Source organism: Candidatus Didemnitutus sp. (genome assembly GCA_019634575.1).
GTDB lineage: Bacteria > Verrucomicrobiota > Verrucomicrobiia > Opitutales > Opitutaceae > Didemnitutus.
Genome location: JAHCAY010000004.1, coordinates 96,564 through 115,342, shown reverse-complemented (window position 1 = coordinate 115,342; position 18,779 = coordinate 96,564). Strand labels below are relative to the sequence as shown.

The following is an 18,779-nucleotide window of genomic DNA, read 5'->3' as shown; positions in this document are numbered from 1 at the left end:
GGCTCTCTTCACGGCGTGCCCGATTCCGCCGTCCTCAACGAAACCGCCCGCGTCCTGAAACTCGTTCAGGCCGGCACGCCCGCCGACGCCGCGCTGCGCGAGACGCTCGGCCGCACGCGCCACGGCTCCGCTCCCGCGCTGCGCCGCGCCGTCAGCCGCGCCGTGTTCGCCTATTTCCGCTGGTTCCGCTGGCTCGAGCCGAAGCAGTCGCTGCAAAAACAGACCCAAGCCGCGCTCGACCTCCAAGCGCGCTTCGATCACGCCCCCGCGTCCTTCAAACCCGAAACCCTCGCCGCCCGCGCCGTCCCCGACTGGCTGAAAAGCGAGATGGACGTCCCGCCCGACTGGCTCCGCCAACTCCAGCGCGAACCCGTCCTCTGGCTCCGCGCCAAGCAAAACGAAGCCCGCGATCTCCCCGCCCGCCTCGGCGACTGCGCGCCCGCCTCCGAGGCTTACAGCCTAAAGCTTACTGCTTATCGCTACTCCGGCTCCCGCGACCTCTTCCTCACCGACGAATTCCGCGACGGCCGCTTCGAGATCCAGGACCTCGCCTCTCAACTCGTCGGCCACGCCTGCGCGCCGCAACCCGGCCAAACCTGGTGGGACGCCTGTGCCGGCGAAGGCGGCAAGACGCTCCACCTCTCCGACCTGATGCAGAACAAAGGCCTCCTCTGGGCCAGCGACCGTTCCCTGCGTCGTCTCGAAAACCTGAAGAAACGCGCCTCGCGCGCCGGCGCCTTCAACTACCGCGCCGCCCCGTGGGACGGCTCCGCCAAGCTCCCCACGAAAACCAAATTCGACGGCATCCTCGTCGACGCCCCGTGCAGCGGCATCGGCACCTGGCAGCGCAACCCGCACGCGCGCTGGACCACGCAGCCGGCGGACGTCCACGAACTCGCCGCCATCCAAGCCAAGCTCCTCGACAACGTCGCCGGCTCGCTGAAATCCGGCGGCCGCCTCGTCTACGCCGTCTGCACCCTCACCCGCGCCGAGACCACCGCCATCGCCGAAGCCTTCACCGCCGCCCACCACGATTTCGAACCCGCCCCCGTCTTCCCCTCTCCCAGCTCCGAGCTCCCGGCTCCCAGCTCCACGCTTTTCCTCCACCCCCACGAGCTGAACGCCAACGGCATGTTCGTCGCCACATGGCGCAGAAAGTGACAAAGATCACCGGCGCCACCGTCCGCGCCGACTTCAACGCCGTCGAGTCGGTCGTGCACTACTCGCGTGCCGCCGAGCGTCTCGGTCTCTGGGCCTCCGAGCGGAAACTCATCGAGCAACACTTCCCCGACCGCCGCGCCCCGCTCCTCGAAGCCGGCTGCGGCACCGGCCGCGTCACGCTCGCCCTCGCCGAGCTCGGCTACACGCAGCTCACCGCCTTCGACTTCGCCGAGGAACTCCTCGATCAGGCCCGCCACTTCGCCCGCGAGAAAAAACTCACCCGCCGCATCCGCTTCCTCCACGCCGACGCCACCCAGCTCCCCGACCATTGTAACCTATTAGGTTACAATCCCACCGCCACTCCCGAGCGAGGCACCGGCCCTTGTAACCTAATAGGTTACAAGGGCCGCCGGCGCCGGGCGGCGCCGGCGGGGTTTGCGGGGGTGCTTTTCCTGTTCAATGGCCTGATGCAGATTCCCGGACGCGAGCATCGACGCGCGGCGCTGCGCGGGCTGCACGCGCTCGTCCGCCCAGGCGCGCCGTTGCTGTTCACCACGCACGATCGCGATGACGAACCGGCGGAGCGCCGCCACTGGGCGCGCCACGCCGAACTCTGGGCGCAGGGCAAACAAGACCCGGCGCTCGTCGAGTTCGGCGACCGCTACTTCGTCGACGACGACCACTACCGCGTCTTCATGCACCTGCCCGACCGCGCGGAGATTCTCGAAGACCTCGCCGCCACCGGCTGGACGCACGAGTGGGACGAGATGCGCCGCCGCATCGCCGCCGAATCCTCCGACGTGAAGGATTTCTCCGACGAATGCCGCTTCTGGCTCGCGCGGAAGCCGGCATAGTCCGGCATCCCCGCGCCCGGAGGTCGCGGGCCGCCTCGCTCCAAACGGATTCGCACAAGAAATCAAGCGACGCCTCCACGCGGTTTGCTAGAGTCGCCGCGTTCCCACCGATGCAGCACTACCGCCAAGCCGTCATTCGCGCCGCCGACACGATCGAGCGCCACTTGCGCGAACCGATCTCGCTCGACGCCATCGCGCGCCGCGCCGGTTTCTCGCTCTGGCATTTTCACCGCATCTTCGCGGAGATCACGGGCGACTCGCTCGGCTCCTACATCCGCAAGCGCCGCCTCACCGCCGCCGCCGATGAACTGCGCCAGTCGCGCCGCCCCATCCTCGAGCTCGCGCTCGATTTCCAATTCGAGTCGCACGAGGCCTTCACGCGCGCCTTCCGCGCCGCGTTCGACGTCACGCCGAGCGAATTCCGCCGCCGCGGCGGCCTCGCGTGGAACCGCACGCGACCGCGCCTCACGTTGCGCCGCCTCAAACGCCTTCCCCGTCAAACCACCATGGAACCCACCCTGATCGAACTGCCCGCGCTCAATCTCCTCGGCCTCACCGCGCGCTTCATCGGCCCGATGTCGCCCGATGCCGACAACACCGACGTCGTCCCGAAACTCTACGGCCGCTTCTGCCCGCAGATCGCCAGCCTCCAACCGCAGGTCGACCAATACGTCTACGGCGCCGTGCGCTGTCCCGCCGACGGTGACCGCCGTCATCCGGACGAGTTGGAATATCTCGCCGCGATCAACGTCGCCCCGTCGCGCCAAGCGGCCCCGCCGTTCGCGCTCTGGCGCATCCGCGCCGGCACCTACGCGTGTTTCACGCACCGCGGGCCCGTCGCGAAGCTCGGCGAGACGATCAACTACGCCTTCGGCTCGTGGCTGCCGCGCTCCAAGTTCATCCACAGCGGTGGACCGAATCTCGACCGGCAGGACGAGCGCTTCGGCGACGGCGGCGCGGCGTGCGAGTTCGATTTTCTCGTGCCGGTGCGGCCGAAGTGACGCGCTGCAAATTCCTCTAGCGCTTGCCGCCGCGCCCGCTAACGTCCGCGCCCATGCGCACGTTCACGCTCGCTCTCCTCGCGGCATTCGCCGCCGTTTCGCTCCGCGCCGCGCCGGAATATCCCAAGGCCGGCCCCGACATCTACGACACCCAGGCCGACGGCGCCGCCCAAGTCACCGAGGCCGTCAGCCTCGCCAAGCGCGACCAGAAGCATGTGCTCCTCGTCTTCGGCGCGAACTGGTGCATCTGGTGCCGCCGCCTGCACGAGCTTTTTGAAGACAACAGCGCCGTGCGCCGCGAGTTGAAGGCCCACTACGTCGTCGCGTGGATCGACGTGAACCACCGCGACGGCAAGAAGCGCAATGACAAGGTAAACGAGGCCTACGGCAATCCCATCCAGCACGGCCTGCCGGTCATCGTCGTGCTCGATCGCAACGGCCACATGCTCACCACGCAGGACACCGGCGCACTCGAGGACGGCAAATCCGCCCACGATCCCGACAAGGTCGTCGCATTCCTCCGGCAGTGGATGCCGGAGTGAGGGCGCGGCGAACCAGTCGCCCGTCGCTTCTGGGATTTCGCGCACTCATAAAAGTGCTGTGGCCGGAAACGAGGACTCGTCGCACCGGCTTCCTTCCTGTCGCTCTCGGAGCAGGCTGGAAGCCTGCGCCACATCGGTCGGCGACGACTAGCTGAAAGCGCTTGAGGTGGGCGTCGGCGTCCCTGCCGACGCCTGTCGCCGCCGGGACGGCGGCGACCACCTTTTGTCACGCGGCTTGAGCAAAGCCCAAATCTCCACGACGCCCGTTCTCGTGGTGCCCATGCCCGCAAAGAAAAGGCCGCGCTGCACGCGCGGCCTTCGCAGTTGAATCGATTCGTTGGATGCCGGCTCAGAAGCCGGTGTAGAGCGAGAGCGAGTATTGGTGAGCCGTCTCGCCGTTCTTGCGGAAGTCCGCGAGATAGCCGACCGACCAGCCCCAGCTCTTGCTCACTGCGCCGCTGACGCGCGCGCCGAGCTTGAAGGTCTCGCCGAGGCCGTCGTCCACCGTCGCCGTGCCGGTGGCGGCCAGCGTGTCGGCGAGGCGGCCGGAGAGGCTGCGGGTGTTTTCGTTCACGTCCTTCTGATAGATCGCGGTCGCGCTGAGCACGAACGGCCGCTCGTTCACGCGCATCGTGTAGTCGACGTCGGCGCCGACTTGCGCGTCGAACGACTTGGCGTTCTGGCCGTCGAAAGCGAAGTTCAATCCCGGCACGCCGCTCTCGGTGTAGCCGCCGAGTTTGGCCTTGGCGTAGCGGAGGCCGGCGAACGGCGTGACGCGCCATGCGTCGGACACGAGGTTCCAGCCCGCGCGGACGTGCGCCGCGGTGCGGTCGCCGTCGCTCTTCGCCGTGGTCGCCATGCCGCCGAGGGCGGTGGTGCGCGTCACGTCCTTGAAATCCTGCGTGCCGACGCCGAAGGAACCGTCGGCGAAGAAGCTGCCGGATTTCCACTGCGCGAATGCCGTCACCATCTGGCCGCGCATGACGGAGGAGCCGGCCGCGCCATCCAGATCGGTTTCGATGTGCTCCGCCGAGAGGGCGACGCCGACCAGCAGGTTGGACGCGAGGCTGTAGTCGAAGCCCGCGGTCACGACGTTGCCGGAATAGTCGAAGCCGGCCTGGTAGCCGGCGGCGTTGAACGAGCCCGACTTCGAGGCGAAGTTCACGAAACCGTCGGCCTGATGGCGGGCGACCTCGAGGCGCGAGGCGTCGAGGCGGGATTGCAGGGAGTCGGCCGAGAGGTCGGTGGCGACGAGCGCCGTGGTGCCGCGCGCGGCGAAGGTGCCGAGCACGAACTCGGGGTTGAGCACCTCGGTGAGCACCGCAGCGAAGAGCGCGTGCGTCTTCGTGGTCGGATGGATGCCGTCCCAGAACACGTAGCGGCTGACGTCGCCCGGGTTGCCGCCGGCGCCGAGGATGTCGATCGGGTCCTGGTTGGTGATCGAGAAGCCGAAGGTCTGCGGGTTGTTGACGATCGTTTGGAAGATGGAGCCGAGGTCGAACACGGTGACGTTCACGCCGGAGAGGCCGCTCAGGCCGGCGATGCGGGTCTTGATGTCGCCGTTGAACGCGTAGGAGCCGGCCTGGATCAGCGAGGCGGCGGAAACGCCGGAGCCGGTGGTGAAGCGCGGCGTCTTCGAGATGTCGGGCAGGTTGAGCACGAGGATGTTCTTCGCGCCGAGGCCGGCGAGCGACTGCACGGCGCCGGCGACGGCGGTCGAGGCGGCGACACCGGTGGCGGTCATCGCGGTGGCGTTCTGGTTGGCCGGGACCTGGACGGCGTTGAGCAGGTCGTTGGCGCCGGCGAGCAGGACGTAGAGGCCGTTGGCGTTCGCGGTGATGCCGCGGGCCTGATACATCGCGACCTGTTGCGCGAGGTTCGGCACAGCGCTGCCGGCGGTGGCCGTGGCGCCGGCGAAGGCGAAGTTCAGCTTCGCAGCGTTGGCCGAGGTCGTCGCCGCGGCAGCAAGTCCGGGCGCGAGATATTCGGCGTAGGTGATGCCGTTCGACACGCGACCGGCGAAATACGGCGCGGGCGGCGAGCCGGTGAGGGCGAAGGTGTTGCCGCTGTCGGTGAGGCTGTCGCCGAAGAAGTAGTAATTCGAAAACGTCCGGTTGGCCGGGACGGATTGAGCGAGGGCCGAGGCGGCGAGGCCGAAGACGGCCAAGCCGGCGAGGAGGCGCGAGCGCAGTTCGTTCATAGGGGTGTTGGGTTGATAGGCGGGCGGAATCGAGGCAACGCCCCGCGCGCTCGGCAAGCGCTATATCCGCCCCGCCACCGCGGACCAATTCAGCGCGCCAGCATGGTCTCGAGCCGCGCGCGATTCGCCGGCCAATCCTCCGCGATCAGGCCGAACATCGCGGTGTTGCGGACATAGCCGTCAAAGCGCGCCTGGTATTTGCGCAGGATGCCCTCGAACTGGCCGCCGATGCGCGCGATGGCACGGCGCGAGGCCTCGTTGCGCTCGTCGGTCTTCAACTGCACGCGCACGGCGCCGAGCGTCTCGAACGCGTGACGAAGCAGCAGGTATTTCGCCTCGGTGTTGATCGCGCTGCGCTGCGCCTCGCGCGCATACCAGGTGCTGCCGATCTCGAGCCCGCGATTCGCGCGGCGGATGTCGAGGTAGCGCGTCGAGCCGACGATCTTGCCGTCGCTGCGGCGCACGACCGCCCACGCGACGTCGGTGCCGGCGGCGGAATTGCGCAGGCCATCGTCGAACCATGCGTGAAACACCTCGGGCTTCGCCAGCGTATCGGTGAGGAACCACTGGAACACGTCCGGCAGCTGCTGCGCCGTGGCGAGCATCGGTGCGCGGTGCCGCTCATCGAGCGGTTCGAGGCGGACGTGCTGGCCTTCGAGGAGAATCGGGCGCGGATCGAATGGCATGGGCCGTTTTGTGCGCCAAGTCGCACCGCGCCTCAAGCGCCCGTCGTCACCGCACCAGCACAGCGCGCGAGAAATCGCATCGCGGCCGCCCGGCGCGCCGCCATGCTGCGGGCATGCACCTGCCCTTCGCCCGCCTCCTCGCCCTCGCCGTCGTGCTGCTCGGTTCGCTGTCCGCCACCGAAAAGCCGGCTCCGCTGACGCTGCGCGTGATGACGTTCAATCTGCGCTTCGCGAGCGCGCAGCCGCCGCACGCCTGGCCCGAGCGCCGTCCGATCATGCAGCACCTCATCGCGCACGAGGCACCGGACGTCATCGGCACGCAGGAAGGGCTTTACGGACAACTCCGCGACATGGCGGCCGATCTGCCCGCCTACGAATGGATCGGACTCGGACGCGAGGGCGGCAGCCGCGGCGAGTTCATGGCGATTTTCTATCGCCGCGAAAAACTCGAACCGGTGGCCTTCGATCACTTCTGGCTTTCGGACACGCCGGACGTCGTGGGCTCCGCGACCTGGGGCAATCGCTTCAAGCGCATGGTCACTTGGGTGCGCTTCCGCGAACGCGCCACGGGCCGCGAATTCGAGTTCTGGAACACGCACTTCGATCACGAGATCGAGGCGGCGCGCGCGAAATCCGCCGCGCTCATCGCCGAGCGCCTCGCCCGCGTCGACCGCGCGCTGCCGCTGTTGCTGGTCGGCGATTTCAACTGCCTCGCCGGGGCGAGCGAAGCTTACACGCTCCTCACGACGCGCGCCGGACTGACCGACGCGTGGCTCGCCGCGACGCAGCGGATCAACGAGGGCCTGAACACCTTTCACGGTTACGAGCCGCCGCGCCATCAGGGCGAGCGCATCGATTGGATCCTCGCCCGCGCGCCAGCTGCGGTCAGCGATGCGGCCATCCTCGACTACGCCGAGAACGGCCAGACGCCGAGCGACCACTTTCCAGTGACCGCGACGATCCGCTTCGACTAACCGCTCGAAACATCAGGCAAACGACGCGGCGCGATCGCAGCGAAAGGTGGTCGCGCCGTCCTCGGCGACCACCTCGGCACAGCTGGCGGAGCATTTGGGCAGGCTGCCACCGAATCCGCGCCGCACTCGCGCCGTCGCCTTTTTTCAGATTTTCTGCGCCAGCGCCTCGAGCTGCTGCGTGGCGATGCCCCAGCCTTGGTGGAAGCCCATTTTCTCGTGCGCCTCGCGGTCGGCGACCGACCAATGGCGCACGCGCGCCGTGTAGAGCGTCCGCCCGTCGCCCGCGTCCTCGAAACTGATGATGCCCACGATGAACGCCTTCTCCGACGGCTCCCATGCGCTGACGAACGCATCGGTCCACACCAGCCGTTCGTTCGGGACGACTTCGAGATAGACGCCACGGTTCGGGAATTCCTGTCCCTCCGGCGACTGCATCACGATGTTGCTCGCGCCGCCCGCGCGCACGTCGGTCGTGGCTCGCACGGTCTTCCACGGCGGCGGCGTGAACCACTGCACCATGAGCGCCGGCTCCGTCCAGCAACGGTAGAGTTTTTCGCGCGGCGCGTTCAGCGTGCGCTGGAGAACGAGTTCGCGTTCGGCCGTGGGAGTGGGAGTCGGGTGGGTTTCCATAAGCTGAAGAATGAGTGTTGTTCGCTCTTTCGACGAACCACTCGCGCCGTTCCGGACACCCGCGCCCCACCGCTCAGCTCTTCGGGTTCAGCTCGAGCAGATCCACCTCGAAAATGAGCGCGGAATTCGGCGGCACCTTGCCCGCGCGGATGCCGCCGTAGCCGAGATGCGGCGGGATGTAGACGAACGCCTTCCCGCCCGCGCGCATCGTGCCGATGCCGGCGGCGAGCCCTGTGACGAGCTCCTGCACGCGAAACACCGCGGGCTTGTCGGGCGCCGAGCGGTCGAACTCCGTGCCGTCGACCAGCCGCCCGACGTAGATCATCCGCACCTTGTCCATGCGCTGCGGCAACGCGCCCTCGCCTTCCTTCAGCATCTTGATCCCGAGCCCGCTATCGCGCCACGCGATGCCCGGTTCGGCGGCGAGCTTCGCGCCGAACCAGTTTTCGCGCCGCTGCTCCGCCACGGACTTTTCGGGCTGTGCCGGCGCTTCCGCTTCCTTCGGGCCGCAACCGGCGAGCGCGAGCACGAGGACCGAAAACACGAGGGAGAGCGAACGCTTCATGCGCGACAGGTTGAGCCAACCCGCCGCCGAAATCACCCCGAATCTCTCGCGCCGTGCGCGTCCGCGATTGAATCCGTCCCGCGGCGGCACAATCTCCCTCCATGGCCTCGGGAGCGCGCCACCTCGTCTATATCCTGCTGCTGGCGATTGCCGCGAACGCAGCGTCCGCGCGCGGCACATTCGAACGTCCGTCGGAGAACGAGCGCCTCGCCGCCATCGGCAATCTCTACGAAGAACCGGAACTCACGCGCGAGCTGTTCCGCCCCGACGCGGATTTTCCGCCCATCGCCACGCCGACTCGCGGCGACTGGCTGCTCTTCCACCGCGAACCGGGCCAGAGCTTCGACGAGTTCCGCGCGAGCGAGCCGCACCGCGCCGACGATCAGCGGCGCGTGATCTATCTGCTCCCGCTCGGCGAATTTCCCGCCGACGACGCACCCTCGCTCGCGCTGCTCCGCGACTACGCCGCCGTGTTCTTCCAGCTCGAGGTGAAAATCCTGCCCGCGTATTTCCCGCACGACCTCGAGTTCGACCCGCGCGAAAACGAATTCACCCACAAGCGCCAGCGGCTCACGCGCGCGATCCTCGGCTGGCTGCACACACGCCTGCCCGCCGACGCGTTCTGCCTGCTCGCGGTCACGATGGACGACCTCTACCCGGACAGGGACTGGAACTACGTCTTCGGCCAGGCCTCCCTCGAGGACCGCGTCGGCGTCTACAGTTTCGCACGCTACGACCCGGCCTTTTTCGACGAGAAGCGCGGCCCCGCCTGGCGCGACATCGCGCTGCGCCGCGCCGCGAAGATTCTCACGCACGAGACCGGCCACATGTTCGGTCTCTACCACTGCATCCATTTCGATTGCGTAATGAACGGCGCCAACTCGCTCGAGGAATCCGACCGGCAGCCGCTGCACGCGTGTCCCGTTTGCCTGCGCAAACTGAAGTTCGGCGCCCGCTTTAATCCCGTCGCGCGCTACGAGCAACTCCGCGCCTACTATCGCGCGCGCGACTGGTTCGACGACGCCGATTGGGTCGCGCGGCAACTGAAACGCCTGCCCGATTCGCCCGCAGCCAGCGCACCGCGCTAGAGGCGACGCAGCGGTGCCCGCGCCTTCCACTCGCAAGCGACAATGCCCTCAGGTGAACGGGCCTTTACCAAAACCGCGCAGCCTCGTCGCAGCTGCCGCGCCGGTCGGCGTAGCTATCAGCTGCGACCTTTACCCGCCACAGCACGCGGCGGAAGTTTTGGCCGGACCACGGCCGGTGCCGGAGATGCCATCTCGCCGTGAAGTTCGTCACGTTCGCGCCGTCCGCCGGTGCGCGCTTCGCCCATATTGGCCTCGCGATCGCCGGAGCGACGACCGCCCACGAGCGACATCATGCCGCCGACCAGCTCCTTCACCCGCGCCGCCTGCTCGTCGAGCCGCCGCGCCGCCTCCGCAGCCTGCTGCGCCGCCGCGGCGTTCGCCTGCGTGCCGCGATCGAGCTGCGTGACGGCGCCGTTGATCTGATCCACGCCTTCGTGCTGCTGCCGCGACGACGCGGTGATCTCGACGATGAACCCGTCGAGCCCCTTCACCCGCTCGCTGAGCGTGGCAAGGCAACCGACGACCTCCTCGCTGACGCGGATGCCCTCGTCACTGCGTTGCAGGGCGGTGGCGATCTTGTCCGCCGTCTCGCGCGCCGCCGCGGCGCTGCGCTGGGCGAGCGCCCGGACTTCCTCGGCGACGACGGCGAAGCCAGCTCCCGCCTCGCCCGCACGCGCCGCTTCGACGGCCGCGTTCAACGCCAGCAAATTGGTCTGAAAGGCGATCTCGTCGATCGACTTCATGATCTGCGCGACCTCGTGGCTCGAGGAGCGCATTTCGCCCATCGACGCGCTGAGCTTCGCCGCCGCCTGCGCGCCGGTGTCCGCCGCTTCCCGCGCGCGCTTGGCGCCGTCGCTGGCTTCGCGCGCCCGCTCGGCGTTTTGCCGCGTGGTCGCGGTCAACTCAGCGGTCGTCGCGCTCGTCTGTTCGATCGCAGTGGCCTGTTGCGCCGCTCCGTCCGCCAAACCTTGCGCCGCGGCGGCGACCTGCGTCGACGCGACCGCCACTTGGTCCGAGCCACCCATGAGCGCGTCCGCCAAGTCGCGCAACTGCCGCCCCAGCGACCGCGCCACCATCAATCCGATCACCAGCGAAGCCACCGTCGCGCCGAAAATGCAGCCGACGAGCACGCGCACCCCGAGCGTGGCTTGGGCGCGCACGCGTTGGTTCAGTTGCTCGAGTCGGTCCACCTTCGCGCGCGAGAGCGTATCGAGGCTCGCGTTTTCCGCTTCATAGGCGGGCAACAGCCGGGCCGAGCGCCACTCGCGGAGCGCGGCGGAGGCGGTGCCCGCCTGCTGCAGTTGCACGAATTCCCGCCAAGTCGCTTCCCACGCCTTGTGCCGTTCCTCGAAGGCACCGAATTCCTTCGCTTGCGGTGAATCTTGCACGCGCCCGCGACAGTGCGCCACCAAGCCCTCGATCTCCACGGCGTTGGCCTGGAGCCGTTGCTCGGTCTGCGACCGCGTCGCCGGGTCGTCCAGCGATTGGCAGAGCCCGAACGTCTCCCTCACCGCTTGCTGGATCCGCATGATCTGAAGCGCATCCGGCAGCGCCCGCTCGCCCATCTCGGCCGTCAGCCGATCGATCGCCAGATAGGCGTTGAACGAGCCGCCGCCCACCACGCCAGCGATGGCCATGACGCAGGCGAAACCCACTCCGACGCGACGCGTAACAGTCCAGTTCTTCATCGCTGGGGAGCCTGGCATTGGTCGCGGCGGCTGGCGCACGGCGCGAGAAAGGATGCGAGCGATACGGGAGGAATGACAGGTGACATGACAAAAGGCGCGTCGGCGGGCCCAGCCGACGCTTCGAGGCTAAGGCGCCGTTTGTGACGCCTTCGTCTCCCTATCGGCGCGCGACGGCCCGCACTTGAGCCAGCTTGGCGCTCATAAGCGCGCGAGCGGGTGTCCGTTAGCTGCGGTTGGGGCCGCAGCGCGCGATTCTTATTTTTGACCTTGCTTAATTAAGTTATTACTTAATCTTCGTGCCATGCAAAGCCTCGAAGCCATCGCCGACCCCACCCGACGCCGCATCGTCGAACTGCTCGCGGAGCGCGAGCGCACGACCGGGGAAATCGTCGCCGAGTTCGATGTCAGCGCCCCGGCTATTTCCCAGCACCTGAACGTCCTTCGCGAGGCCGGCCTCATCACCACTCGTGCCGAGGGCCAGACGCGCATCCAGTCGCTCAATGGCGATGGCCTCGACGACCTCGCCGACTGGCTAGAACGCACGCGCAGCGCCTGGAGCCGCCGCCTCGATGCCCTCGAACGCGAACTCCGCGCCGACGACGAACGCAAAAAGAAATCCGCTTCCAAATGACCACGCCCATCCAGAACGACTCCTACGCCCAGTTCCCCGCCCGCGGCGAACTCCGCATCGTCCGCCTCCTGCCCGGTCCCGTCGAACGGATCTGGGAATTCCTCACTGACCCCGAAAAACGCTCCCGCTGGATCTGCGGCGGCGTCACCGAGCCGAAAGCCGGCGGCAAGGTCGTCTTCGAGATGCACCACTCGAAGCTCTCGCCCGGCGAAACGCCGCCGGAAAAATGGGCGCACGTCCACGAGCCCGGCGTCACCTTCGAAGGTCGCGTTCTGCGCTACGATCCGCCGCACGTGCTCAGCTACACCTTCGGCGCGGACGACTCCGTCGTGACGTTCGAACTTACCCCGCAAGGCCGCCAAGTCCTCCTCGTCCTCACGCATCGTTCCACGGGCGACGATATTCCCGAGCAGAAGAACTACGCGGCCGGCTGGCACACGCACCTGGCGTTCCTCGTCGCGATTCTCGGCAACCAGCCGACGCCCAAGCTCTGGGCGATGCACGACCGCCTGCGCGCGCACTACGACGCGGTCGTCCCGTGCTGATCCGCCGCCATGTCCACGCCCGCCACCGCCAGCATCAGCAAGCGCTTCGCCGCGCCTGCCGAGCGCGTCTTTGACGCCTGGCTCGATCCCGCCTGGATCGGCCGCTGGATGTTCGGTCCCGCCGTGCGCGACGAGAAAATCGTCCGCCTCACCGTCGACGCGCGGGTCGGCGGCCAGTTTTCCTTCGCCGTCGATCGCGCCGGAACCCTCGTCGACCACGTCGGCGAATACCTCGCGCTCGAACGCCCGCACCGCCTCGTTTTCACCTGGGCCACGCGCGACGCCCTGCCGGCCACCAGCAAGGTCACCGTCCGGATTGAACCGCTCGGTGCCACCGCCTGCCAACTCACTCTGCACCATGAAATGGCGCCCGAGTGGGCCGCCTTCGCCGACCGCGCCGCCGCTTCCTGGCAGAAAATGGCCGACGCGCTCGAACGCGCCCTGAGCGCCTAGCCGAAAAACTCGCGCGCTCTTCCCTCCACCGCCGACGTGCCGCCGCACGCCGCAGCTGCCGCTTTGCCCGAATTTTTCCCATGAAAAACCCAACCACACCTGCTCCCCGCATCGCCTCACCCGCCGAGTGGCTCGCCGCCCGGCTCGAACTCCTCCGCGCCGAAAAGGAACTCACCCGCCAGCGCGACGCCCTCGCGGCGCGCCGTCGCGCGCTCCCGTGGGTGCGCCTTGCGCAGCCCTACACCTTCGCCACGCCCGACGGCCCGGCGACGCTCGCCGATCTCTTCGGCCCGCGGCGCCAGCTGATCGTCTATCATTTCATGTTCGGCCCCGGCTGGGGCGAGGGCTGCAAGAGCTGCTCGTTCGTGTCGGATCACTTCGACGCCATGCTGCCGCATCTCGCCGCACGCGACACCGCGCTCGCCGTCGTCTCGCGCGCGCCGCTCGACGAACTGGCGCCCTTCCAGCAACGCATGGGCTGGCGCTTCCGCTGGGTCTCGTCCCACGGCAGCTCCTTCAACGACGACTTCCGCGTTTCGTTCACACCCGAGGAACTCGCGTCCGGGCGCATCCGCTACAACTACGCCGAAATGCCGGCGTTCCCCTTCGAGGAGGCGCCGGGTCTCAGCGTCTTCGTCCGCGACGCGTCGGGCGGCGTGTTTCACACCTACTCCACCTACGGCCGTGGCCTCGATCACCTCATGAACACCTACAACTTCCTCGACCTCACGCCGCAGGGCCGCAACGAAAGCGCGCTGGAATTCCCGATGGCCTGGGTGCGTTATCACGACGCCTATGAGCCCGCCGCCGTCACGGCCTGAGCCCGGGTGGCGCCGGCGCGTCCGGCAAGCCGCGCCGCTCACGCTCTTCGCGCTCGCGCCGAAGGGCGTGTGCTGCCTGGCCGCCTACGCGGCGGGCGGCGCGCTTTTCGGGCGCGAACTCTGCGGGGCGAGCGCGCCGTCGACGATGGTCGCGCTCGCGCCGTGGCTCGGGGGCGTCGTCGCCGCGGGCGCGTGGGGACTCTGGCGCGCCCGCCGCGCGTTGACGCTCTCGGACGTTGCGCCTCCCCGGCGCGCGCCGCAACGTCGCGCCATGCCCGCTGCGCCCCGTTCCGCCAACCCGCTCACCTCGCCGCTAGCGCGCGCGATCGTCTGGTCCGGTCTCGCCGCCGGCGCGCTCGATCTGGTCTACGTGTGCGGGCTGACGCTTTACCGCGGCGGCAACGTCGTCGCACTGCTCCAGGGCATCGCCGCCGCGTTGTTCGGGCCCGCCGCGCGCAATCCCGTCGACTGGGGCTACGCCATCGTCGGCGTGCTGCTGCACTTCGCCATCGCCTTCATCGTCGCCGCGCTGTTTTGCATGGCCGCAAAATTCCGCCCGTATCTCGTCCGCCAGCCCGGCATCGCCGGCCCGCTCTACGGCGTCGCGGTGTGGCTGACGATGCAGCTCATCTTCCTCCCGCTGACGCGCACACCGCCCAAGACCTTCCCGCCGGCGAATTGGGAACCTGCCTTCCTGGCGCACTTGTTGTGCGTCGGCCTGCCGATCGCGCTGATCGCGGCCAGATTTCTCGCTGCGCCCGCTGCTCAGCCGCCCGCGGCCCCCGACGCCGCCTGAAGGTTCGGGCGCCGCTCGTCCAGCCGCGCCAGCAGTTCCGGAAACGCCTCGCGGATCGGAGACGTCGCGAGATACGCGGCGGCCTTTTCCTTGAACCCGCGCGCGCGCAGCGTCGCGTAGACGTGCAGTTCAAATTGCGCGCGGAGCGCCGCGTGCGCTTCGCCCAGGCCGAGCGCCTGGAGGAGGAACAACAGCGCCTCGATCGTGGAAAACCGCCCCTCGCCCGCCTGCGTGCGCAACCAGTAGCGACTCTCGCCCGCCATCGGCAGCCGCACGCGGCGGCCCCACGCGCCGACCTGTTGCGCCATTGCCGTCGCCTGCGTCCACGTGCCATCGAGCAGCAGCACTTGCAGGCGCGCCGGCTCAGGCGCGGCGGGCAATTCCTCGCCTTGCGGGTGTAGAATCCACAACTCGCGGCCGGATTGCACGACGTCCTCGCGGCGCAGCGGCGCCTGCTTGCGGAAGAGATGCTGGCCCGACGCGGGCATGACGCGCTTGATCAGGTGCCCGGTGCTGCTCGGCCGGTAGCTCTCCATGAAATGCAGCAGCACATCGACCCGCAGCGACGATTCCACGATCCGCTCGCCCGCGCAAATGCACCAGCGCGGCGTGAGCTGGCAATGCGCGCAGCGCGGAGTTTCGCGGAGGACGACGGAACGGGACACCGCTGCAGCCCGCCGCAAACCCCGCGCCCGGTCAATCCTCCGCTGCCGCCCCGAGCGGCGCATCGGAGATGTTCCCCTTTTGCCACCGGGAGACGCACGCCGACGCGCCGGTGCGGTCGGAAGCCGCATGCCCGACCACGCCAGGTGGCGCTCCGGCCGGGTCACGTCCACCCGCCCTGCCCATCCCATGAAAATCCTCGCTCCCCTCCTCCTCGCCGGCGCGCTCGCGTTCACCGCGTGTGGCCGCAATTCCTCCTCCGAAACCGATGCGCGCAACGCCGACACCTCGGTCGCCTCACCCGCGGCCGACACCTGGACCGAGCTGCGCACGTATGCCTACGAAAAGCGCGGCGACTTCAACTCCCGCCTCAGCGCCATCATCGCCCGGCTCGACGCCGAGCTCAGCCAACTCGAAGCCGACGCCTCCGCGGCCAAAGCCTCCCAATCGCGCAAAGACGCCCTCGCCGCCGTGAAAAGCGACAAAGCCGCCTTCGACGAAAAGACCGCTGCGCTCGCCCGCGCCTCGCAGGACACCTGGAACCAGGCGCGCGACGAGGCGGCCGCCGCGTGGGACAAACTGCAAGCCTCGCTCGCCAAGGCGCGCGCGGAACATTGAGTCGTCGCGCCCGCCTTCCGTTCACCCCGCAGGGATCGGACGCCCATGCCGTCCGATCCCTGTTTTCCCGGCGGAAAACCCACAGACGCGCTGGGCAAACTTTCGCATCCTTTTCGCAGAACCAATCCGTGCAATTTCGCGTCTGACGTCTACGATGACAACGACTCTCGTGACCTCCTCGACCCCCGCCTCCTCCCAATCCACGCCGGGCCGGCCGCTGCGAATCCTTTATGCCGACGACATGAAGGAACTCCGCGAGCTCATCACCATCGTGCTCGGCCGCGACGGCCACACCGTCGAGTCGTTCGCCAACGGCAACCTCGCGCTCGAGAAATTGAACAACGCCGCGCCCGACCATTTCGACCTCGTCATCACCGACCATCACATGCCCGAGATGAACGGCCTCGAGCTCGTCCGCCGCCTGCGCGAACGCACCTACCGCGGCAAGGTCATGGTCTTCAGCTCCGAGATCAGCCCGATCGTGCAGGAAAAATATCGCCAGCTCGCCGTCGACCGCATCCTGCCGAAGCCGATTTTCCCCGCGCAGCTGCGCACCTCGCTCCGCGATCTCTTCGCCGTCGCCGCGACGCCGTCGGCTTGAGCCGGCACCGCCTCGTCGGCCCCGCCGCCGCGTTGGTCGAAGCGCACTTGCCGTCGCGCCCGCTCCGGCACAAGTTCCGCGGCATGTTCCGACCCACCGTTGCCCCTGTGGCGCTCGCGCTGGGCGTCGCGCTGTCCGCGACCGCCGCCGAGCCCGCTCCTGCCGCTATGAACGACAACCCGCTGCTGACCGAGAGTCCGCTGCCGCTGCATTACCCGCAGTTCGACAAGATCAAGAACGAGCACTACCTGCCCGCCATCGAGCTGGGCATGGCCGAGAACCTCAAGGAGATCGAGGCCATCGCCGACAATCCCGCCGCCCCGACCTTCGAAAACACCATCGTCGCCATGGAAAAATCCGGCGACCTGCTCGGCCGCGCCAGCACGATCTTCTTCTCGCTGAACGGCAGCAACACCAACCCCGAGATGCAGAAGGTCGCGCGCGTCCTCGCGCCCAAGCTCGCCGCGCACGGCGACGCCATCCGCCTCAACCCGAAACTCTTCGCCCGCATCGACGCCCTCTACAGCGCCCGCGACACCCTCGGCCTCGACGCCGAGTCCGCCCGCCTGCTCTGGCGCTACCATCGCGACTTCGTCCGCGCCGGCGCCAAACTCTCCGACGCCGACAAGGCCACGCTGAAGAAACTCAACGCCGAACTCGCCACGCTCAGCACGCAGTTCACCCAAAACACCCTCAAGGAAGTCGCCGCCTCCACCGTCTACGTCGACACCCGCGAGGAACTCGCCGGCCTCTCCGACGCCGAGATCACCACCGCCGCGAACCTCGCCAAGGCCGACGGCAAGGAAGGCAAGTTCGCCCTCCGCCTCGTCAACACCACCGGCCAGCCGCCCCTCACCAACCTCACCCATCGCCCCACCCGCGACAAACTCATGGCCGCCTCCCTCGCCCGCGGCAGCCGCGGCGGCGAGTTCGACACCCGCGCCATCGTCGTCGCGATCATGAAGAAACGCGCCGAACGCGCCGCACTCCTCGGCGCACCGAATTTCGCCGCCTACTCCCTCGAGGAACAGACCGCCGGCTCCGTCGACGTCGTCAACAAGCTCCTCGCCCAGCTCGGGCCGCCCGCCGTCGCCAACGCGAAGAAGGAGGCCGCCGAGATGCAGGCCATCATCGACGCGGAAAAAGGCGGCTTCACCCTCGGGCCCGGCGACTGGCAGCTCTACGCCGAGAAAGTCCGCAAGGCGAAATACGACTTCGATGAATCCGCGCTGAAGCCCTACTACGAGCTCAACCACGTCCTCATCGATGGCGTCTTCTTCGCCGCGCACAAACTCTACGGCCTCTCTTTCAAGGAGCGCCACGACCTCCCCGTCTACGAGCCCACCGTGCGCGTCTTCGACGTGTTCAACGAGGACGGCTCGCAGCTCGCGATCTTCATCGCCGACTACTACGCCCGCCCGAACAAGAACGGCGGCGCCTGGGCCAACGCCTACGTGCCCCAGAGCGGACTCAAGGGCACCAAGCCCGTCATCGCCAACCACCTCAACATCCCGAAGCCGCCCGAAGGCCAGCCCACGCTGCTCACGCACGACGAAGTGCGCACCGCCTTCCACGAGTTCGGCCACGCACTCCACGGCATGTTCTCCAACGTGATGTATCCGCGCTTCGCCGGCACCAGCGTCCCGCGCGACTTCGTCGAGTTCCCCTCGCAAGTGAACGAAATGTGGGCCGCTTGGCCGGAAATCCTCCAGAACTACGCGAAGCACTACCAGACCGGCGCGCCCATCCCGGTCGAGTTGCTCGCTAAGGTCGAAGCGACAAAGAAGTTCAACCAAGGCCACGCCACCACCGAGCTCGTCGCCGCCAACGTCATCGACCAAGCCTGGCATCAGCTCCGCGCCGACCAGGTTCCCGGTGCCGACGACGTCGTCGCCTTCGAGACCGCCGCGCTACGGAAAGCCGGCCTCGATTTCGCCCCGGTGCCGCCGCGCTACCGCACGACCTACTACTCGCACATCATGTCCGGCTACGCCGCGGGCTACTACTCCTACTTCTGGAGCGAGGTCCTCGATGCCCACACCGTCGAGTGGTTCAAGTCCCACGGCGGCCTGAAACGCGAGAACGGCGACCGCTTCCGCGCCAAGCTCCTCAGCCGCGGCGGCAGCGCCGACGCCATGCAGCTCTACCGCGACATGGTCGGCGCCGATCCCGACATCAAGCCGTTCCTCGAGCGCCGCGGCCTCGCCGGCCCGAACTGAGCGCACCCGCCGCGCCGAACGCGCGACCACCCCTTCACGAGCC

20 protein-coding genes are annotated in these 18,779 nt (G+C 68.2%); 14 read left to right on the top strand and 6 right to left on the bottom strand.

Features of this window, described 5'->3' with window-relative positions:
- Window positions 1–54: 54 nt before the first annotated feature.
- The 4 genes from KF715_20515 (at window position 55) to KF715_20500 (ending at window position 3,558) form a co-directional block, all read left to right on the top strand.
- Window positions 55–1,161, top strand: coding sequence for an RsmB/NOP family class I SAM-dependent RNA methyltransferase (locus KF715_20515; protein MBX3739083.1), 1,107 nt, complete (start codon window positions 55–57; stop codon window positions 1,159–1,161).
- Entirely contained in the window at window positions 1,146–2,015 is an 870-nt protein-coding gene (locus KF715_20510) for a class I SAM-dependent methyltransferase (GenBank protein MBX3739082.1), read from the top strand. Before KF715_20515 ends, KF715_20510 begins: the two co-directional genes overlap by 16 nt.
- Window positions 2,016–2,125: 110 nt before the next feature.
- A complete protein-coding gene (locus KF715_20505) occupies window positions 2,126–3,016 on the top strand; it encodes a helix-turn-helix domain-containing protein (GenBank protein ID MBX3739081.1) in 891 nt (296 codons plus the stop codon).
- Between the two features lie 53 nt (window positions 3,017–3,069).
- The gene (locus KF715_20500) at window positions 3,070–3,558 is read left to right on the top strand and encodes a thioredoxin family protein (protein MBX3739080.1); all 489 of its coding nucleotides are present in this window, start codon (window positions 3,070–3,072) and stop codon (window positions 3,556–3,558) included.
- Window positions 3,559–3,907: 349 nt separating this feature from the next.
- On the opposite strand, the gene KF715_20495 is transcribed toward KF715_20500, so the two are convergent.
- Both KF715_20495 and KF715_20490 read right to left on the bottom strand, forming a co-directional pair.
- Window positions 3,908–5,758, bottom strand: coding sequence for an autotransporter domain-containing protein (locus KF715_20495; protein ID MBX3739079.1), 1,851 nt, complete (start codon window positions 5,756–5,758; stop codon window positions 3,908–3,910).
- Between the two features lie 89 nt (window positions 5,759–5,847).
- Complete coding sequence (locus KF715_20490) at window positions 5,848–6,444, bottom strand: GNAT family N-acetyltransferase (GenBank protein ID MBX3739078.1); 597 nt, start codon at window positions 6,442–6,444, stop codon at window positions 5,848–5,850.
- A 113-nt stretch (window positions 6,445–6,557) separates the two neighbouring features.
- Here KF715_20490 and KF715_20485 point away from each other — a divergent pair, with 113 nt between their 5' ends.
- Window positions 6,558–7,418 (top strand): endonuclease/exonuclease/phosphatase family protein, encoded by an 861-nt coding sequence (locus KF715_20485; protein MBX3739077.1) that lies wholly within the window; start codon window positions 6,558–6,560, stop codon window positions 7,416–7,418.
- Window positions 7,419–7,562: 144 nt separating this feature from the next.
- Here the strand turns inward: KF715_20485 and KF715_20480 are convergent, their stop codons facing one another.
- Window positions 7,563–8,048 carry an SRPBCC family protein gene (locus KF715_20480; GenBank protein ID MBX3739076.1) on the bottom strand — a complete coding sequence of 162 codons (486 nt, stop codon included), beginning with the start codon at window positions 8,046–8,048 and terminating at the stop codon, window positions 7,563–7,565.
- A 73-nt stretch (window positions 8,049–8,121) separates the two neighbouring features.
- Window positions 8,122–8,613, bottom strand: coding sequence for an FKBP-type peptidyl-prolyl cis-trans isomerase (locus tag KF715_20475; protein MBX3739075.1), 492 nt, complete (start codon window positions 8,611–8,613; stop codon window positions 8,122–8,124).
- A gap of 101 nt (window positions 8,614–8,714) precedes the next feature.
- On the opposite strand from KF715_20475, the gene KF715_20470 reads away from it, so the two are divergent.
- A complete protein-coding gene (locus KF715_20470; protein ID MBX3739074.1) occupies window positions 8,715–9,701 on the top strand; it encodes a hypothetical protein in 987 nt (328 codons plus the stop codon).
- 116 nt (window positions 9,702–9,817) lie between these two features.
- Here KF715_20470 and KF715_20465 read toward each other — a convergent pair whose 3' ends face one another.
- On the bottom strand, window positions 9,818–11,389 hold the full coding sequence (locus KF715_20465; protein MBX3739073.1) for an MCP four helix bundle domain-containing protein: 1,572 nt from the start codon (window positions 11,387–11,389) through the stop codon (window positions 9,818–9,820).
- Between the two features lie 301 nt (window positions 11,390–11,690).
- Between KF715_20465 and KF715_20460 the strand changes: the two genes are divergently transcribed.
- The 5 genes from KF715_20460 (at window position 11,691) to KF715_20440 (ending at window position 14,635) form a co-directional block, all read left to right on the top strand.
- Entirely contained in the window at window positions 11,691–12,020 is a 330-nt protein-coding gene (locus tag KF715_20460) for a winged helix-turn-helix transcriptional regulator (GenBank protein MBX3739072.1), read from the top strand.
- Complete coding sequence (locus KF715_20455) at window positions 12,017–12,565, top strand: SRPBCC family protein (protein ID MBX3739071.1); 549 nt, start codon at window positions 12,017–12,019, stop codon at window positions 12,563–12,565. The genes KF715_20460 and KF715_20455 overlap by 4 nt, the downstream gene beginning before the upstream one ends.
- Before the next feature lie 9 nt (window positions 12,566–12,574).
- Window positions 12,575–13,018: an SRPBCC domain-containing protein gene (locus tag KF715_20450; protein ID MBX3739070.1), complete on the top strand. Its 444-nt coding sequence runs from the start codon at window positions 12,575–12,577 to the stop codon at window positions 13,016–13,018.
- An 80-nt stretch (window positions 13,019–13,098) separates the two neighbouring features.
- The gene (locus KF715_20445) at window positions 13,099–13,839 is read left to right on the top strand and encodes a DUF899 domain-containing protein (protein MBX3739069.1); all 741 of its coding nucleotides are present in this window, start codon (window positions 13,099–13,101) and stop codon (window positions 13,837–13,839) included.
- Window positions 13,814–14,635, top strand: coding sequence for a hypothetical protein (locus KF715_20440; protein ID MBX3739068.1), 822 nt, complete (start codon window positions 13,814–13,816; stop codon window positions 14,633–14,635). Before KF715_20445 ends, KF715_20440 begins: the two co-directional genes overlap by 26 nt.
- Here the strand turns inward: KF715_20440 and KF715_20435 are convergent.
- Complete coding sequence (locus KF715_20435) at window positions 14,605–15,300, bottom strand: DTW domain-containing protein (protein MBX3739067.1); 696 nt, start codon at window positions 15,298–15,300, stop codon at window positions 14,605–14,607. The two genes, KF715_20440 and KF715_20435, sit on opposite strands and share 31 nt — an antisense overlap.
- 187 nt (window positions 15,301–15,487) lie before the next feature.
- On the opposite strand from KF715_20435, the gene KF715_20430 reads away from it, so the two are divergent.
- The 3 genes from KF715_20430 to KF715_20420 all read left to right on the top strand — a co-directional run bounded on the left by KF715_20430 (window position 15,488) and on the right by KF715_20420 (window position 18,736).
- Entirely contained in the window at window positions 15,488–15,916 is a 429-nt protein-coding gene (locus KF715_20430) for a hypothetical protein (GenBank protein ID MBX3739066.1), read from the top strand.
- Between the two features lie 169 nt (window positions 15,917–16,085).
- Window positions 16,086–16,517 carry a response regulator gene (locus KF715_20425; protein ID MBX3739065.1) on the top strand — a complete coding sequence of 144 codons (432 nt, stop codon included), beginning with the start codon at window positions 16,086–16,088 and terminating at the stop codon, window positions 16,515–16,517.
- Window positions 16,518–16,600: 83 nt separating this feature from the next.
- Complete coding sequence (locus tag KF715_20420; GenBank protein ID MBX3739064.1) at window positions 16,601–18,736, top strand: M3 family metallopeptidase; 2,136 nt, start codon at window positions 16,601–16,603, stop codon at window positions 18,734–18,736.
- Window positions 18,737–18,779 lie beyond the last annotated feature (43 nt).

Bases quoted from the DNA above. Each gene is read 5' to 3' on its own strand.
- KF715_20510 (MBX3739082.1), top strand. From the start codon at position 1,146: ATGGCGCAGAAAGTGACAAAGATCACCGGCGCCACCGTCCGCGCCGAC.
- KF715_20505 (MBX3739081.1), top strand. From the start codon at position 2,126: ATGCAGCACTACCGCCAAGCCGTCATTCGCGCCGCCGACACGATCGAG.
- KF715_20500 (MBX3739080.1), top strand. From the start codon at position 3,070: ATGCGCACGTTCACGCTCGCTCTCCTCGCGGCATTCGCCGCCGTTTCG.
- KF715_20495 (MBX3739079.1), bottom strand. From the start codon at position 5,758: ATGAACGAACTGCGCTCGCGCCTCCTCGCCGGCTTGGCCGTCTTCGGC.
- KF715_20490 (MBX3739078.1), bottom strand. From the start codon at position 6,444: ATGCCATTCGATCCGCGCCCGATTCTCCTCGAAGGCCAGCACGTCCGC.
- KF715_20485 (MBX3739077.1), top strand. From the start codon at position 6,558: ATGCACCTGCCCTTCGCCCGCCTCCTCGCCCTCGCCGTCGTGCTGCTC.
- KF715_20480 (MBX3739076.1), bottom strand. From the start codon at position 8,048: ATGGAAACCCACCCGACTCCCACTCCCACGGCCGAACGCGAACTCGTT.
- KF715_20475 (MBX3739075.1), bottom strand. From the start codon at position 8,613: ATGAAGCGTTCGCTCTCCCTCGTGTTTTCGGTCCTCGTGCTCGCGCTC.
- KF715_20470 (MBX3739074.1), top strand. From the start codon at position 8,715: ATGGCCTCGGGAGCGCGCCACCTCGTCTATATCCTGCTGCTGGCGATT.
- KF715_20465 (MBX3739073.1), bottom strand. From the start codon at position 11,389: ATGAAGAACTGGACTGTTACGCGTCGCGTCGGAGTGGGTTTCGCCTGC.
- KF715_20460 (MBX3739072.1), top strand. From the start codon at position 11,691: ATGCAAAGCCTCGAAGCCATCGCCGACCCCACCCGACGCCGCATCGTC.
- KF715_20455 (MBX3739071.1), top strand. From the start codon at position 12,017: ATGACCACGCCCATCCAGAACGACTCCTACGCCCAGTTCCCCGCCCGC.
- KF715_20450 (MBX3739070.1), top strand. From the start codon at position 12,575: ATGTCCACGCCCGCCACCGCCAGCATCAGCAAGCGCTTCGCCGCGCCT.
- KF715_20445 (MBX3739069.1), top strand. From the start codon at position 13,099: ATGAAAAACCCAACCACACCTGCTCCCCGCATCGCCTCACCCGCCGAG.
- KF715_20440 (MBX3739068.1), top strand. From the start codon at position 13,814: ATGAGCCCGCCGCCGTCACGGCCTGAGCCCGGGTGGCGCCGGCGCGTC.
- KF715_20430 (MBX3739066.1), top strand. From the start codon at position 15,488: ATGAAAATCCTCGCTCCCCTCCTCCTCGCCGGCGCGCTCGCGTTCACC.
- KF715_20420 (MBX3739064.1), top strand. From the start codon at position 16,601: ATGTTCCGACCCACCGTTGCCCCTGTGGCGCTCGCGCTGGGCGTCGCG.